Origin of the sequence: Leuconostoc falkenbergense (genome assembly GCF_014634805.1) — a bacterium.
In the GTDB taxonomy this organism is placed as follows: domain Bacteria; phylum Bacillota; class Bacilli; order Lactobacillales; family Lactobacillaceae; genus Leuconostoc; species Leuconostoc falkenbergense.
The window spans coordinates 1-15,150 of the sequence record NZ_BMBS01000044.1 but is presented as its reverse complement, the minus strand read 5'-3'; the positions used below and the strand labels follow the sequence as shown (position 1 = coordinate 15,150).

14 protein-coding genes and 2 pseudogenes are annotated in these 15,150 nt (G+C 38.0%); 4 read left to right on the top strand and 12 right to left on the bottom strand.

All coding sequences use genetic code 11. The annotated features are described in order from the left end of the window. Positions 1 to 441: 441 nt before the first annotated feature. From IEU71_RS08655 to IEU71_RS08635, 5 genes are all read right to left on the bottom strand, one after another. A complete protein-coding gene (locus tag IEU71_RS08655) occupies positions 442 to 1,605 on the bottom strand; it encodes a DUF2075 domain-containing protein (RefSeq protein ID WP_036067117.1) in 1,164 nt (387 codons plus the stop codon). Positions 1,606 to 1,672: 67 nt separating this feature from the next. Then, a complete protein-coding gene (ubiE, locus tag IEU71_RS08650; RefSeq protein WP_004914860.1) occupies positions 1,673 to 2,383 on the bottom strand; it encodes a bifunctional demethylmenaquinone methyltransferase/2-methoxy-6-polyprenyl-1,4-benzoquinol methylase UbiE in 711 nt (236 codons plus the stop codon). Further along, positions 2,380 to 3,825 (bottom strand): o-succinylbenzoate--CoA ligase, encoded by a 1,446-nt coding sequence (locus IEU71_RS08645; RefSeq protein ID WP_004914859.1) that lies wholly within the window; start codon positions 3,823 to 3,825, stop codon positions 2,380 to 2,382. The genes ubiE and IEU71_RS08645 overlap by 4 nt, the downstream gene beginning before the upstream one ends. Before the next feature lie 48 nt (positions 3,826 to 3,873). Beyond that, the gene (locus IEU71_RS08640) at positions 3,874 to 4,086 is read right to left on the bottom strand and encodes a hypothetical protein (protein ID WP_004914858.1); all 213 of its coding nucleotides are present in this window, start codon (positions 4,084 to 4,086) and stop codon (positions 3,874 to 3,876) included. A gap of 26 nt (positions 4,087 to 4,112) precedes the next feature. After that, positions 4,113 to 4,388 (bottom strand): GNAT family N-acetyltransferase, encoded by a 276-nt coding sequence (locus tag IEU71_RS08635; protein ID WP_004914857.1) that lies wholly within the window; start codon positions 4,386 to 4,388, stop codon positions 4,113 to 4,115. Positions 4,389 to 4,550: 162 nt separating this feature from the next. Between IEU71_RS08635 and IEU71_RS08630 the strand changes: the two genes are divergently transcribed. Beyond that, positions 4,551 to 5,414, top strand: coding sequence for an aldo/keto reductase (locus tag IEU71_RS08630; protein WP_004914856.1), 864 nt, complete (start codon positions 4,551 to 4,553; stop codon positions 5,412 to 5,414). A 120-nt stretch (positions 5,415 to 5,534) separates the two neighbouring features. On the opposite strand, the gene IEU71_RS08625 is transcribed toward IEU71_RS08630, so the two are convergent. Then, a complete protein-coding gene (locus tag IEU71_RS08625) occupies positions 5,535 to 6,371 on the bottom strand; it encodes a DUF1129 domain-containing protein (RefSeq protein ID WP_004914855.1) in 837 nt (278 codons plus the stop codon). After that, entirely contained in the window at positions 6,364 to 6,699 is a 336-nt protein-coding gene (locus IEU71_RS08620; protein WP_004914854.1) for a PadR family transcriptional regulator, read from the bottom strand. Before IEU71_RS08620 ends, IEU71_RS08625 begins: the two co-directional genes overlap by 8 nt. 326 nt (positions 6,700 to 7,025) lie before the next feature. Here IEU71_RS08620 and abc-f point away from each other — a divergent pair. After that, positions 7,026 to 8,513: pseudogene (abc-f, locus tag IEU71_RS08615) on the top strand (ribosomal protection-like ABC-F family protein). Between the two features lie 54 nt (positions 8,514 to 8,567). Here abc-f and IEU71_RS08610 read toward each other — a convergent pair. The 5 genes from IEU71_RS08610 to IEU71_RS08590 are packed head-to-tail and all read right to left on the bottom strand — an operon-like array spanning position 8,568 to position 12,373. Next, entirely contained in the window at positions 8,568 to 9,335 is a 768-nt protein-coding gene (locus tag IEU71_RS08610; protein WP_004914851.1) for an ABC transporter permease, read from the bottom strand. Positions 9,336 to 9,338: 3 nt separating this feature from the next. After that, positions 9,339 to 10,244 carry an ABC transporter ATP-binding protein gene (locus IEU71_RS08605; RefSeq protein ID WP_004914850.1) on the bottom strand — a complete coding sequence of 302 codons (906 nt, stop codon included), beginning with the start codon at positions 10,242 to 10,244 and terminating at the stop codon, positions 9,339 to 9,341. Between the two features lie 37 nt (positions 10,245 to 10,281). Next, positions 10,282 to 11,109: a hypothetical protein gene (locus IEU71_RS08600; protein ID WP_036068408.1), complete on the bottom strand. Its 828-nt coding sequence runs from the start codon at positions 11,107 to 11,109 to the stop codon at positions 10,282 to 10,284. After that, a complete protein-coding gene (locus IEU71_RS08595; RefSeq protein WP_004914848.1) occupies positions 11,109 to 12,011 on the bottom strand; it encodes an ATP-binding cassette domain-containing protein in 903 nt (300 codons plus the stop codon). Before IEU71_RS08595 ends, IEU71_RS08600 begins: the two co-directional genes overlap by 1 nt. Continuing rightward, positions 12,008 to 12,373, bottom strand: coding sequence for a GntR family transcriptional regulator (locus IEU71_RS08590; RefSeq protein ID WP_036067113.1), 366 nt, complete (start codon positions 12,371 to 12,373; stop codon positions 12,008 to 12,010). The genes IEU71_RS08595 and IEU71_RS08590 overlap by 4 nt, the downstream gene beginning before the upstream one ends. Positions 12,374 to 12,560: 187 nt before the next feature. On the opposite strand from IEU71_RS08590, the pseudogene IEU71_RS08585 reads away from it, so the two are divergent. Together IEU71_RS08585 and IEU71_RS08580 are read left to right on the top strand one after the other, a co-directional pair. Beyond that, positions 12,561 to 13,003, top strand: a pseudogene (locus IEU71_RS08585) (CopY/TcrY family copper transport repressor). Further along, positions 12,984 to 15,053: a copper-translocating P-type ATPase gene (locus IEU71_RS08580; RefSeq protein ID WP_004914845.1), complete on the top strand. Its 2,070-nt coding sequence runs from the start codon at positions 12,984 to 12,986 to the stop codon at positions 15,051 to 15,053. The pseudogene IEU71_RS08585 and the gene IEU71_RS08580 overlap by 20 nt, the downstream one beginning before the upstream one ends. Positions 15,054 to 15,150 lie beyond the last annotated feature (97 nt).

Genomic DNA, 15,150 nt, shown 5'->3' with positions numbered 1-15,150 from the left:
CAATCTTCATTGTCTAAGGGAACAAAGAAAATTGCCATTGGTGCCATGTCGCGATTACTGAGAACCATGCATTATCTAGTCATTAATCATCAACTGTATGATTACAAAGCTGCATCAAAGCATTAGTATTCTACAATTATAAGCCTAACATTTTTTAAAATCGATGTGAACACAGCGGTTTATTTAAGTAGTGCTAATTGTTAACAAAATTTCAAAATAAAAGAAGTCAAAAACCTTGAAACACTTGACTTCTGGTAGAAAAATAACTATATCTTTTGTTAATGCTGTTGTTGTATTCACAAATTTTAAAGTTAATCTTAGGATTTTTCATGAGATTTTCAACGCAAAAAATGAGTAACATTAAAAAACGCTGATGATATTAGTCATCTAGCGCTTTCTGTACACTCTTATTGAAATTTTTATTGTTCAGTCAAATAGCCATCAGTCACGATACAATTCTAACAATCGTTGACGCAAAGCATCATCATAAGCCGTTAAATATAAACCATATTTGCCACGTTTCATCAAAACATTTAAAACGTTGGCAATGAAAGCTTTAAATTCGGCCTTTGTAAACTGTTTATCCTGACGTTTTTTGAATATTTCCTTGTGTGAATATTTCTCTGGCAAAATAGTCATGCTATCTGTTTTTGCATCATAGCCAAACGATGGCCCAATAATCATCCCCACAAAGTTCAAATCAAAGCCCTGCAAGGTATATATTGTCCCAACTTGCTTGATAGAGTATTCACGTTTGGCCCAGTGCGTGCGTTGTGGATCCCATTCATCCCAAGGCAGTGAAAATGTATCCATTTCAACGTTATGACGGCCATCAATCCTTGGAAATCCTGACGTTGCAACAACTCGGCTTAACCCGACTGACTTATTTTTTTGGACAATATTATCGTAGAGTTCCCCAGCTTTATCAAAAACTTTGAATTCGAAGTCACTATCATTTGGAAATGGATATAATGGTTTTTCAGCTGTTAGATCATCCATCCATTTTACTTGTGACTCGCTGGCAATCATGCGGTACTGAAAATTCATATCAAATAACTTATGTGGCCGATTCCCGATTGTTTTGTATAAGAAGTCTTTTGACCAATACATTTTTGATTGAAAAACTTGTGCAAAGTCATAAACAACGACCACAACTTTCGCCAAATCCATTAAATCAGTTAGTTGATTGTTGCCGTTATAATGCATATAAGGTTCAGGCTTGGACAATAATAAATGCGCTTCATCAACAAAAATGACATCATATCGCCAATGATTTTTTTGAGCGTGATTAATCAGCGGCGTTGGTCGCGTAATATCGCGTTCACGCATACCAGGAATACTTTCCGCAATGTCCTTATAAGCCTTGAAGAGTTCAGGGTGGTTAACCACCAAGGCTGTTTTATAACGTTTATCAGTCATGTATTTAGTGACAAGATCCATCAGTACAACAGATTTACCAGTACCAGCTGCCCCCTGAATAATCGCAACAGCATGGTTGTTATTTGCTACGCTAGTGCCAATATAATCATTGATATCACCAATGACACGTTCTTGATCTTGTGATAATTGATCGACAAAAAATTGTTTTTTGAGTTGTTCATTCATTTCAGCCATGGTTTATTTCTCGCTTTCCACACCATCGTTGTTAAATCATTATCCACCACAAGTGAGGTTATTTTGTAGCATAATGTACGGCCGCAGCTCCCAAATTAAATCTAGAAATAACAACTTTTTGAAACTTTAATCGCAACATCACTTGACCCAATGTCATATAATCCATAAAGTTTTCAGTCGTTTCATCTAAGTATTTATAAGCCGAGTATTTACCATTTGCAAAATATTTCCCTAATAAAGGCATAACTTGCCCAAAATATAAGCGCCAAAAAGGCTTAACAATAGGATTATCCGGTTGAGATGTTTCAAGAACCACGAGTTGTCCACCCGGCTTAAGCACTCTATACATTTCACGTAGACCTTGAATTGGATCAGGCAAGTTTCTAAGACCAAAACCAATGGTCACAATATCAAAGTGATTATCTTCAAATGGCAGTGCCATAGCATCGCCTTGTACTAGCGTTATTTTATCCGCATAATCACTCAAATCGACTTTATGTTGCCCAACTGTGAGCATTTCCCGACTAAAATCAAGCCCTGTTATTTTTGCCGTGGGGTCGCTCTTTTCTGCCAAGGCAATTGCCCAATCAGCCGTTCCCGTTGCTAAATCAATAATTTCAGCACCTTTTGGAAAAACCATTTTTTTCATAACTTTTTGTCGCCAATTTTTGTGCGTTCCCAAGCTAATAATATTATTCATCTTGTCATATTCTGGCGCAATGGTATTAAACAGTGATTGTACATCAGTATTTTTAGGTGATAGGGTCATTTTAACTCCTTCAATCGTGTGATTTCAGCTATGAATTTGATTCGTTCCGTCTTACCACTGGCATTCCGATGCCAGTCATTTGCAAAATAAAAACGTTTTGGCACTTTATAATGTGCTAATTTTTCACGCCCGTAAGCTTTTAAATCAGTAGCAGAGAGCTTGCTATCTATTACAATAGCCACTGGTACTTGCCCCCATTGCTCATCAGGAACACCGACTACCACAATGTTGTCAATCTCTGGCAACTTTAGATAAACTGATTCGACTTCATCTGGAAAAATGTTTTCTCCGCCAGAACTGATCATATCCCCTTCACGACCTTGTACGAATAAGAAACCATCATCATCGAGATAGCCAAGATCTTCAGTATTAAACCAGCCATCACGGCATTTTTCTGCCAATTTATTCGGCTGATTAAGATAACCAACTGTCAACGTCGGTGACTTAATCCAAATGTTACCTGTTTTAACTGGTACGCCATAATGATCAGCAATTTTCAAGCTCACCGGAAATAGTGGTTTACCAACTGATCCTAATTTTTCATCAGCGTACTCGGCGTCTAAAGCAATCACTTGAGAGGCGGTTTCAGTCATTCCATAAGACTGAATAATCGGAATGTGGTGGGCCTGTGCTCGCTTTAAAGTTGCGCGATCTGTGGGACCACCACCTAATAGCATCGTACGAAATCCGCTATTATAAGAGACATCTTCTGGCAAGTCCTTTAACAGTTGCTTAAGCATCACAGGCACTACTGACATAGTCGTAATATGATGATTAACCAATAGCTCATTGGCTTGGTGTGCATCAAATTTTGGTAAAAGGACAACGCGCATACCATAAATCAGGCCGCGCATTAAAATTGAAAAACCACTAATATGAAAAATAGGTACCGCTGTTAACCAAGCATCATCAGCCGTTAGCCCCAAATTCAGAGCACTCCCCATAGCTGAAAAAAAGTGATTATTGAAGGTTTGCATGACACCTTTCGGCTTACCTGTGGTGCCAGAAGTATACATAATACTGGTAACAGCATCATCAGGAAAATTTTCAACCAAATCCAGTCGTGCTGATTTTTCAGTGGATAACGCACTAACAGTTAACTGTTTATCCACTTTTAGCTGCTGATGATAGTCTTCATCTGTGATTAAAACCGAAATATCAGCATCAGCCAACTGATAGTTAATTTCGTCAACTGACAAGCGTCGATTAATAAAGACCATCGTTTTGCCAAGTTGTTGGACTGCCATAATCACTAAATAACTTGCAATTGTATTCGTAGCAATTAAGGCTATCCGTTGTTCTGTTTCAATCACCACATTCAATTGTGCAGCAATTTTTTTTGTCTGATCAGCAACTTCTTGAAAGGTCAGTTGCTGTCCTTTTTCCTGCACGGCAACGCGATTGGGCGTGAGTCGTGCACGTTTTATCAACCAGTTTTCCATTTTTCTATCATACCGCAGAATGCATTAAAAAAAAATAGACGTCATCGTCTATTGCATTGTAGTCGTTAGCCCTAAGATATCAATAGCTTTTAAGTAATCTGCCACTGTAATTTGATCACTTGTTCTAAGCAAATGAAAAGTCCCACCCATATTTTGAGCGACAAATCCCGAATCTAGAACGCCATTTCTTTGATAAAACTGATAACGTTGTAAACGCTGTTGCTCATTATCCGCATTAGTACCAACGATTTCAGATTCCAAAACAATGCCACCAGTGTAGCGTTGCTTTAAGCATATAACATTTGGCTTCCAATACCTTTCCCGCGAATAGTTGTATCGACGGCAAAATATAGAATAAATGCTTTATCATTTGCCAATGTCACCAAAAATAGGATGCCAGCAACATGGTCATTGCTTTTAAACGTTAACATTTTAATCTGGTCATTGTCATTCACCTTTTGCTGTAAAGTCTCGAATGGCAACCGCTCATGTGCCGGAAAGGCATTTAAATAAATTTTTTGCCAATTTGTTTCATCATTAATATTGAAGTTTGTTAATGTCATATCGTTATCCTTTTGATAAAATTCAAGCATTACTTACATTTTATCATAGTTACAATAACCAGCTGTTTAAGCGAACGTTTGTTCCGTGTTCATGTTATAATGAATGTACTGGGCGAATAATCTAATTTTTCGTTCGCCAAATAAAAAAATAGAGGTACTCATATGACTTCTCAAAATGATACATACACACTGGCAAATGGTACTAAAATTCCCGTTATTGGCTTTGGTACATGGCAAAGTGCTGACGGAGATGTTGCTTATCAAGCCGTTCGTTGGGCATTAGAAGCTGGTTATCGCCATATTGATACGGCAGCTGCTTATGGCAATGAAGAATCAGTTGGTCGCGCTATCAAAGATTCTGGCATTAATCGTGAAGACCTATTTGTCACAACTAAGCTTTGGAATGATGCACATTCATTTGAAGCCGCTCAAAAGGCTTTAGATCTTTCCTTGCAAAAGTTAGGGCTAGACTACGTTGATCTCTACCTGATTCACTGGCCAAACCCCGCAGCAATAAAAGCACAGGGTCAAAATGCTTGGGAAACGGCCAACGCTGAGACATGGCGTGCCTTTGAAGCTGCTTATGAAGCTGGGAAAGCCAAAGCAATCGGTGTTTCTAATTTTCAAATTCATCATCTCGAAAGTTTGGCAAAAACACAAAAAATTGCACCAATGGTTAATCAAAACTTTTTGAACCCTTCTGACACACAGGACGAACTTGTTGCTTATGACAAAGCACATGACATTGTCAGTGAAGCCTATTCGCCACTGGGCACTGGACGTTTAGTAGATTTACCACAGGTTACGACAATTGCAGAAAAGTATCACAAATCCGTCCCACAAGTGCTCATTCGTTGGTCTTTGGAAAAGGGCTTTCTGCCACTGCCAAAATCAACGCATGAAGACTATATTAAGGCTAATTTAGACGTTTTTGACTTTGCCTTAACCAATGATGAAGTGTCCGAACTTGATTCACTTACTGGAATCGGTGGCACGCATACCAATGCCGATACGGCTGACTTTTAAAGTTAACTATCAACACCCTTTTTAATCATAATTTGATTGTCCGCTGTCTGGTCAGCGGATTTTTTTGTCATTAAATTTGAGATTTGGAATGCTTGACTACTTTAATGTGTAAGATAATCATTAATCACTCTTTTTTTTATGCACGATGTGACTGACAACATAAAATGACACCAAAGCAATTATGATAATAATCGCGTAACTATTTTTACCAAACTGGCTCCTAAAAACCGTGCCTTGCACATTTGGTATTCTAATAATCAATGACAGTATGCCAAATACCAAGGCTGCGAACAACATTGGAAAGTTAAATCTGCGATTATTTGAATGTAACCACCAAACGATGAAGCCCGCCATAATCAACACAGATACCATAACACCAGCAAAACCATTTAGCGAAAAGGTCAAAGGTGTTTTAACAAATAACAGAATCAAATACACAGGTGCCAATAAGGCGCTCGCTAAAACAAAATAAGTCACATATCTGACCACTTTGTTCGACATAAAACGGTTAATCACATAGATTGACCGCGCTATTTGCTTCAAAATTAACATGCTTGCTAGGCAAGTATAGATGCCTGCCAAAATCATATTACCCAAATCAATCTTCGCGTTAGGATTTGCCAGCACTGGCAATAAAGTCATAATTGCAAAGCTAAACAGCCCCGTCATGGCTATCTTAACTGTATCAGTAATACTATTAGGAATAGATTTTAAAATATCATCCGCTACCATTTTCGGTGACTTACCAAAATACTTGTTCGCATCAATATTTTCTCGTTGTGCATCAAGAATATCTTCTAAGATTTCAAGTAATATATTTTCAACAATAGTTTCTTTTTTTGTAATACTGCCAAGTCTCATGTATATCAAAAAATCACTATAAAACACCTCATTTTTTAGATTGAGTTCTTTTCGCAAACTATTGTTCTTTTCAATCAATTTTTGACTACTATTCATTTTCTTCCCCCAAAATGCTATTCATACTGTGACTAATCCCCAGCCATTCGCGACTAAAAACTTGTTTTTCTGCTTTGCCGGCTTCGGTTATGTAATAATATTTTCTCGTTCTCAAACCATCAGAAGCTTGAATTTGGTATTTAATCAATCCTTTTGTTGTCATATTGGTGAGCAAGGGATAAATCGTACCTTTCGGAACATCCCCCAAACCATATTCCGACATTTTTTTCATGATGCCATAACCATAATTTGGTTCTTTATCAAGTAGAATGAGCAAAAAGCCTTGTAAAATACCTTTTCTAAGTTGACTGGCTATATTTTCTGACAAGTCATTAATTCTCCATTCTATTTATGGTTTGTTAAGCATACCATATAATAATTGACAATTCAAATAATAAAATAACAACTATGTCGCTTTTATACTTGATATTATGAATTTTCAATGATAAAATTAAAATAATTTATGAAACATGAGGGACTTACTGTTGAACAAATAAACTAATGAACGAAAATGACACAGACACTTGCCATGCGTGTGAGCAAGTACGTTGATTTTCGAGATTTGGTTTAACCGTTCATAGGGTGGGTCTTTTTAGTTACCCTCAAATTTACCATCTCGACGATCAATGACTATATTTTTGATGAGGTAATTTTATGGTCGATATTGAGATAAAACATTTGTATTTTGGATTTGATCAACAGGGTACGCAACTTTTTTCAGATATCAATTTAAGTTTATCTGCCCAGTGGAAGTTGGCTTTGATTGGTCGTAATGGCCGTGGTAAAACAACACTGTTACGACTACTGATGGGCGATTATCATTATACTGGCGACATTAGTCAAAACATCAAATTTGCGTATTTTCCCCAGACAATTCAAGATCCACAGCAGTTAACTTATAATATTTTGCAGACGCTATCAAACTTCGATTTTTGGAAAATATCACGTGAACTCTCCTTGTTAGGATTAACAGATGATATTCTCTGACGCAAATTTTCGAGCTTATCTGGTGGTGAACAAACCAAAGTTTTACTATCACTTTTATTTGTCGACGATATCAGTTTTCCATTAATTGACGAACCGACTAATCATTTAGACCAAGCATCACGCCAGCAAGTTGCCAATTATTTAAGAGAAAAGAAACAAGGTTTCATTGTAGTCAACCATGACCGCAACTTCATTGACGAAATTGTTGACCATGCGTTATCCATTGAAAAACATAAAGTTTTGTTGCAAAAGGGTAACTTTCAAGTATACGAGGACCAAAAAAAGCAAACAGACGCATACGAAAAAGAGCAAAATACTCAGTTAAAAAAAGAAATTAAACATATCAAACAAGCATCAAAAAATGTTGCTACATGGGCCCTTGAACGTGAAAATGAAACAAATGATTCTGCTTCACGTCGACTTGCCAAAAAGCAGGCAAAACGTTCCAAAGCGATAGCCAAACGATCTGAAAGTAAAGTCGAAGCAAAAGCGGCGCTTTTAAAAAATATTGAATCAGTATCACCACTAACGTTAAATTTCACCCCAACAACCCACCAACAGTTGCTCAAAGTAGAAAATCTACAATTAAACTATGACAAACCACTATTTGAACCAATTTCGTTTGATCTTAATCTCGGTGAACGGTTAGCAATTGAAGGTAACAATGGTTCAGGCAAATCCTCTCTTGTACGCTATTTGCAAAATAATTTTGCTGGTACCGCAACCGGGAAAATGTATCGCCCCCAAAACCTAGCCATCAGCTATGTCAGACAACATTATGACGATAATCATGGCACACTAGCTGAATTTGCCTTGGCGAATCATTTATCCTATGAAGATTTACTCAATAACCTTTTCAAACTTGGCCTTGAACGTCACGTTTTTCAAAATAGAATCGAGCAAATGAGTATGGGCCAACAAAAACGCGTGGCATTGGCTAAGTCACTTATGACACCAGCTGAATTGTATATTTGGGATGAACCATTAAATTATCTTGATGTTTTCAATCAAGAGCAAATTACTAACATTATCAATCAAATACAGCCAACGATGATAATTATCGAACATGATGCTAATTTTTTGGCAACAACGTCAACCAAAACCGTTCATTTAACGACACCATCATCAAAAAAACCTGATAGTTTAGACAAATAATATTGTCTAAACTATCAGGTTTTTAAATAATTGATATAGGTTTCACGTGAAACATTACACGCTACGCTTTTTGAAAATTAGATATGCAATGCCATACATCAGAATAATATAAATGAAGTACACAATAATCAAATCATTTTGTGATATATTCATCGCCTGCTTCAGAAGACTTGGTGACAACATGCCTAAGTTAGACATGCCTAAATAAATATTAAATGGGTTCCACTTTAAAAATGGTGCTAAACCAATTAATTTCAATGAAATAGCGCTCAATAATGGTGTCGCCACAATCATCACAACACCCAATCCAATTGCTGCCCCAGAACTTTTAACTAAATTCGTAATCATCAAAACTAGTGCTGCCACGAATACCATTTGAATAGCAGTATCAAGCATGCTGATTCCCATAGTTTGCCAACTATTCCCTGTATACCCAAGGGACTGACTGAAATCATACTTTGGTATAAACAAAGCAACCGCTAGAACAGTACCAATAAATGCCGTGACAAACAGACCAATATAAACACTGAGATTTAGCAACAATTTACTAACAAACACGCTACCACGACTAAAACGACGTGATAACAATGGGCGAATGGTTCCAAAACCAAATTCTTGCGATACCGACAAAGCAGTTATAATGATGCCGGCCATTTGTACATACAGCAATGCTTGTCCCAAATTAATCACGGCTGATGGGGTTCTTTGTGATTTAAAAATACCAATAATAGCTATCGGAAAAATCAAACTCAAAATTAACCAAACATATAATTTGTTTTGCTTAAAAGCTTTATAATACTCTTGTTTCATCAATGTTAACACGACTTATTCCCCCTTATCGTCTGCTGCCAGCATATCCAACAACGACTTTTCTAAATTACCTGTGACTGTATTAAGTGCAATAATTTCAAGATTAGCTTGGTTAATCACTGTGATAACTTCTTGCAAACTTTCCGCCCCAGTAATTTGCAAGTGCCCATCATCAATATTTGCCTGCCAATGATGTTCTTGAACAACCATCAACGCTGCCTCATTGTCATTAGTATCAACTGTCCAACGCACTTTATCATGACTAAAGAAATTAGACATTGTATCTTTTTCAATAATTTTGCCATGATTAATAATCACAACATCGTCAACCAATTTTTGCAGTTCATCTAACAAATGACTTGATATCAAAAATGCTGTTCCTTCGTCTGCCAAAGCGCGAATTAATTCACGCAAATCATGAACTGATTGTGGATCTAATCCGTTCATTGGCTCATCTAAAATGACCAGCTTTGGGTTTCTAATCAATGCAATCGCAATACCAAGACGTTGTTTCATCCCCAATGAAAAATTTTTGGCCTTACGTTTTCCAAAGTTATCGCCATCAATTTGTGTTTTATGCATGAGCATTTTAAAATCTGCAGGTGATTTTGTATCCATTGCATACAACTTCAAATGTTCTAAGGCGGTCAAATTGGGATAGATTGACGGATACTCAATCAAATTACCAATTTTATCCAGTGCTTGATGATTACTAAACGTTACAGGTTTGCCATCAAACGAGATTGTACCTGATGAATAACTCATTAATCCAGTGATAGCACGCATTGTCGTTGACTTTCCGGCACCATTGGGCCCAATTAATCCAACGATATGTCCGGCCTCAACCTCAAAACTAACTCGATCCATTGCAGCGCGTGCCCCATATTTTTTACTAACGTTTTTTACTTCTAATAATGCCATTATTTCCCCTCTATATTATGAAACTAGTTTGAATGTATTATCTTTCCCAAGATAATTTAGGTTTAAAAACAAAAACAAATGTGGTGATGCTTAAAATTACTGGCAACAACAGTTTATCTAGCAACCCACCAGCGGCATTAAGCTGTAATATTAACATTGATACAAAAAAAAATATCACAACCGGCCATTTAAGATAACTTAATCGTACCGGTTCATCTTCAGTATCAACACCAACATGCTCAACCAAGTAATAACTAATCGCCAATGCCACTAATGAAATACCGATAATAGCCAGCACTGATGTCATCAAATCATTAATAAAATACTGTTTTGACAGCATTTGATCCGCAGACGTGTGGGTAATAGTCTCAAACACAATAATGAGATACATACTCCCTGCAACTTTTTGCCAGATAGGACCTATGACTAAACTGACACCAAGAACTAGGCTAGCAAACAGTAAACTAAAAGTCCCATTGATAATGTTACTCCGTACCGCATGTGCCCAATCACTAGGCTGTATGGTAATTGTTAAAAACAAATCAATGAAGACTGCAAATGCAATCGGTGCGATTATCAGCCAAAACATTTTACTCAACAATAATTGTCTACGCGACATACTTTGTGTTACTAACCACGCATCAAGATGACGTGTTTTATCGTTATAAAAGGAAAGTAATGCCGCAAGTTGCAAAATAATCATCAATTGACTGCTAAGCTCACTTGCATCATCCCCACCAGCAGCTGTGCCAGAATCAATAAAGTTTGTACCAATAATAATAGCCGACGCTGCGATACCCAAAAAAGCAATTAATATCAACTGAGGTGCTTTCATTTTGCCATAAATTTTTATCGCGCGTAACATTATTCGCCCTCCAATTCTTTTTGCCAAGCATAGGCTTCACTTGCAAAACTAGCACGGAAAATGTCTTCACTACCAATAGGTAATTCTTCAATAAACTTAAAATCTGAGCCTGCTAGTTTAATCCCAATGCTCTCATCAAAGTCACTGAAGACGACGGTTACGATATGCCCAACATGGGCAATAATTGTGCCATTTTCACGCAAAAAAGCTAACATTTCGTCGTTATCGTAAGCCACTTGATACTTTTTGATATTGTTATTATTTTCAATAGCAAATGTCATATTAATGCTACCGTCTTTTAACAGCAAAATGCGATCAACTAATGTGTCGAGCTCTACTGAATTATGTGAGGCAATCAAAACCGTCGTGTTATTTTTGTTCACACGATCAATAATTAATTGCTTAACTTGATCCCTTATTAAAACATCCAATCCATCCAGAGGCTCATCTAACAAAACATAGCGAGCGCGACTAGCGAAACCTACAATTATCGTAAACAGTGCACGCATGCCTTTAGAATAAGTTTGCACGCGTTTTTTACTATTCAGATTAAATTGCTGAATGCGATCGTCGTACCAATCAGAATCAAAATCTTTGTAAGATAGCGACAAAATAGATTTAATTTTGTTTGGTGTATAATATGCTAACCAATTTTCAGGCATATCAACATAGAATAACTGATCATGCGTACTAGTTGTCCGAACATAATCTTGATCATCAAGCCCTATCCGTCCAAAATCAGCTTTCATTTCACCGACAATGGTTCGAAAGAGTGTCGTCTTTCCTGCACCATTACGACCAACAAGACCAACAATTTCGCCTTCATTTAATTCAAAGCTAACATTTTTTAGGACTTGCTGATGTTGTATTTTTTTTGAAATATTTTCCAAAATCAATGTCATTGTTTCTCTCCGTACAATTCATCAATCCAGCTGTGAAGCTGATTCGGGCTAATTGAAACACGTTTGGCTTCAATTGTTACTTCTATTAGCTTGTTTTTGAGCTGCTCAACAAGTTCATCATCCGCATTTTCCCCATTTCTGCGAATAAAAGTCCCTTTTCCAGTTACAGTCTCGATAACGTTTTGCGCTTCAAGTGCTTTGTATGCCTTGGCTACCGTGTTTGGATTTAATCCCTCAATTAATGCCATTTCACGGACCGATGGTAATTTTTCACCAATGACTAACACGCCGGCAGCAACTTGCGCTTTAATTCGCCACATTAGCTGCTCGTATAGTGGTTGGTTTCTTTGTATTTGCGCCATTTGTGAGCTCCCGATTAAGATTTGGTGTTTTAAGTAATCACACCACTATCATATTTGACTGAGTTTCATTCCCCACATCCCCAAATGTACTACGTGTACTATGTTACATGGTACACCGTAATCTGTCAATCCTCTTTTATCATCATAATGCCTTGTATTTTTAAGTTTACAGTTGTAGACTATATGTATGAACACAACAATATCAACAAGTGAATGGCAAATAATGCGTGTCATTTGGACTCTAGGAGAGGCAACTAGCAACCAAATCATTCGTATTCTGTGCGCGGAAACAGATTGGCAACCGTCCACTGTTAAAACTTTGATTACACGTCTAATCAAAAAGGGCATTATTAGCCACAATGGCGCTGCCAGAGACCGTATATATACTGCAACCATTACGGAAAAAGTAGCAATGGTTGACCCTTATCTACGACATTGCACGACATGTGTGCCATGTGTGTTGGTGATGCGTTAGTCAACGCCTTAGCGGAGACTCCGCTATCTCAAACAGACATTAGCCACTTACAAGCTTTATTGGTACAAAAATCAAAAACAGCTCCGGCAACAATAGCTTGTAACTGTATTCCAAAAGATTGGGAGGCCTGCCAATATGACAGAGAAAAAAAATAATCACACCATGTCACAAATGACACATGAACACCACATGGATCATGACCACAATATGTCAATGATGACCAATTCTGAGATGGATATGTCAGCCATGCCAATGCATCACCACGGTGCTGATATGGGCATGGCGGGCATGGACATGAATGATATGAAAAGACGCTTTTGGATATCATTCATCTTAATGATTCCGATTCTCTTTATCTCGCCATTTATGGGTGTCAATCTACCTTTTACCATCATTTTCCCAGGCAACAGTTGGGTCTCTGCCTTATTGGCCGCCATGTTGTACGTTATTGGCTCACAGCCGTTCTGGGTAGGTGCGCGTCACGAGTTGCATGCCAAAAAACCAGCAATGATGAGTCTTATCACAATGGGATTAAATGTCACATTTTGGTATTCTATCTATGCCTTAATTGCCACACAAGTCTTCCATCATCACGTAATGGATTTCTTTTGGGAATTTGCAACGCTTACCGTAATCATGCTGCTTGGTCATCGAATTGAGATGTCAGCAACAATGAGAGCCGGTGATGCCACCGCCAAACTTCGTGAACTTTTACCCCAAGTTGCCCACGTTAAACACGGTGATCATATAATGGATATGCCAATTACCACACTCAAAACAGATATGGTGGTACGCGTTTTGGCAGGTGAATCTTTTCCAGCCGACGGTATCGTGACAAATGGTAACAGTCAAGTAGATGAATCTCTGATGACCGGTGAAAGTCAACTGATTGATAAATCAGCCGATGCTATTGTCTATGGTGGTACTATAAATGGTAACGGCACATTAGACGTTAAACTCACCACAGTAGGTGCACAATCATTTATTGGTCAATTACAACAAACTTTACTCACATCACAAGATAAAAAATCACAAGTCGAAACACTAGCTGACCGTGTCGCCTCTTGGCTATTCTGGATAGCACTCGTTTTCGCAATTGGTGCATTGATCATTTGGACGCCATTACGAGGATTTAGTTTTGCGACAAATATTGCTGTGACTGTCCTCGTAATTGCTTGCCCACACGCGCTTGGACTCGCAGTACCCTTGGTAATTAGCCGTACGAAAGCGATTGCTGCTGCGCAAGGCATCCTGATCAAAAATCGCAAAGCATTGTCGGCAGCTAATCAACTCCAATATGCCTTGATGGACAAAACCGGTACATTAACAACCGGACAGTTCACTGTGCAACAGTTCGTAACCTATCAAGAAGAGAAATCTCACGTTTTAGCAATTATGAGTGCACTCGATCAACAATCAACACATCCGCTGGCACAATCAATTATTAATTATGCGCAATCTCAAGGCGCACCATCACTGTCAGCACAACATGTTGAGAATATAGCCGGTTATGGTGTTTCAGGTATGGTCGAAGACCATCACTACCTATTGGTGTCCGCACGATACTTAACTGAACATCATATTGCCTTTGAACCGCTAAACGCAGACGGTTCTGTTTCATATTTGCTTAACCATGATAAGGTGATAGCAGCCATTGCACAAGGTGACAGCGTTAAAGAATCAGCGCGTCAGTTTATTGACGATTTGCATGCGCAACACATTATTCCGGTTCTTGTAACGGGTGATAATGAAAAATCGGCAAAACGTGTTGCCCATGAATTAGGTATCGAAGCCATTCATGCTGGCGTGTCTCCCCAAGAAAAGATTGCCTTAGTGGCTGAATACCAAAAGCGTGGCGCTGTCATGATGATTGGGGATGGTATTAATGATGCACCAGCACTAGCGCACGCTGACTTAAGTGTCGCCATTGGCGCTGGTACCCAAGTTGCCCAAGCCTCAGCCGATACAGTTCTCATAACTAATCATTTGCCAAAAATCATCGAATTCATTCGTTTAGCAAAACATGGCAATACAAAACAAGTTCAAAACTTGTGGTGGGGCGCAGGATATAATATTATTACCATTCCGTTAGCTGCGGGTGCTTTATCTTTCATTGGCCTCATGCTCAATCCCATGATTGGTGCCATTGTTATGTCTTTTTCAACCATTGTCGTAGCCTTAAATGCGTTGACACTTAAAGGGTAAATAATTAAATATTTAATCAAGGCAGATTGCAAGAAATAACTTGAACGAATTTAGTGACGTAGATTAAGCAAGAAGATCTCGATTGGTGTGTGCCAGT

Coding starts and splice junctions, on each gene's coding strand:
- IEU71_RS08625 (WP_004914855.1), bottom strand. CDS start 6,371: ATGAATAGTAGTCAAAAATTGATTGAAAAGAACAATAGTTTGCGAAAA.
- IEU71_RS08605 (WP_004914850.1), bottom strand. CDS start 10,244: ATGGCATTATTAGAAGTAAAAAACGTTAGTAAAAAATATGGGGCACGC.
- IEU71_RS08595 (WP_004914848.1), bottom strand. CDS start 12,011: ATGACATTGATTTTGGAAAATATTTCAAAAAAAATACAACATCAGCAA.
- IEU71_RS08630 (WP_004914856.1), top strand. CDS start 4,551: ATGACTTCTCAAAATGATACATACACACTGGCAAATGGTACTAAAATT.
- IEU71_RS08600 (WP_036068408.1), bottom strand. CDS start 11,109: ATGTTACGCGCGATAAAAATTTATGGCAAAATGAAAGCACCTCAGTTG.
- ubiE (WP_004914860.1), bottom strand. CDS start 2,383: ATGACCCTATCACCTAAAAATACTGATGTACAATCACTGTTTAATACC.
- IEU71_RS08655 (WP_036067117.1), bottom strand. CDS start 1,605: ATGAATGAACAACTCAAAAAACAATTTTTTGTCGATCAATTATCACAA.
- IEU71_RS08635 (WP_004914857.1), bottom strand. CDS start 4,388: ATGACATTAACAAACTTCAATATTAATGATGAAACAAATTGGCAAAAA.
- IEU71_RS08580 (WP_004914845.1), top strand. CDS start 12,984: ATGACAGAGAAAAAAAATAATCACACCATGTCACAAATGACACATGAA.
- IEU71_RS08645 (WP_004914859.1), bottom strand. CDS start 3,825: ATGGAAAACTGGTTGATAAAACGTGCACGACTCACGCCCAATCGCGTT.
- IEU71_RS08590 (WP_036067113.1), bottom strand. CDS start 12,373: ATGGCGCAAATACAAAGAAACCAACCACTATACGAGCAGCTAATGTGG.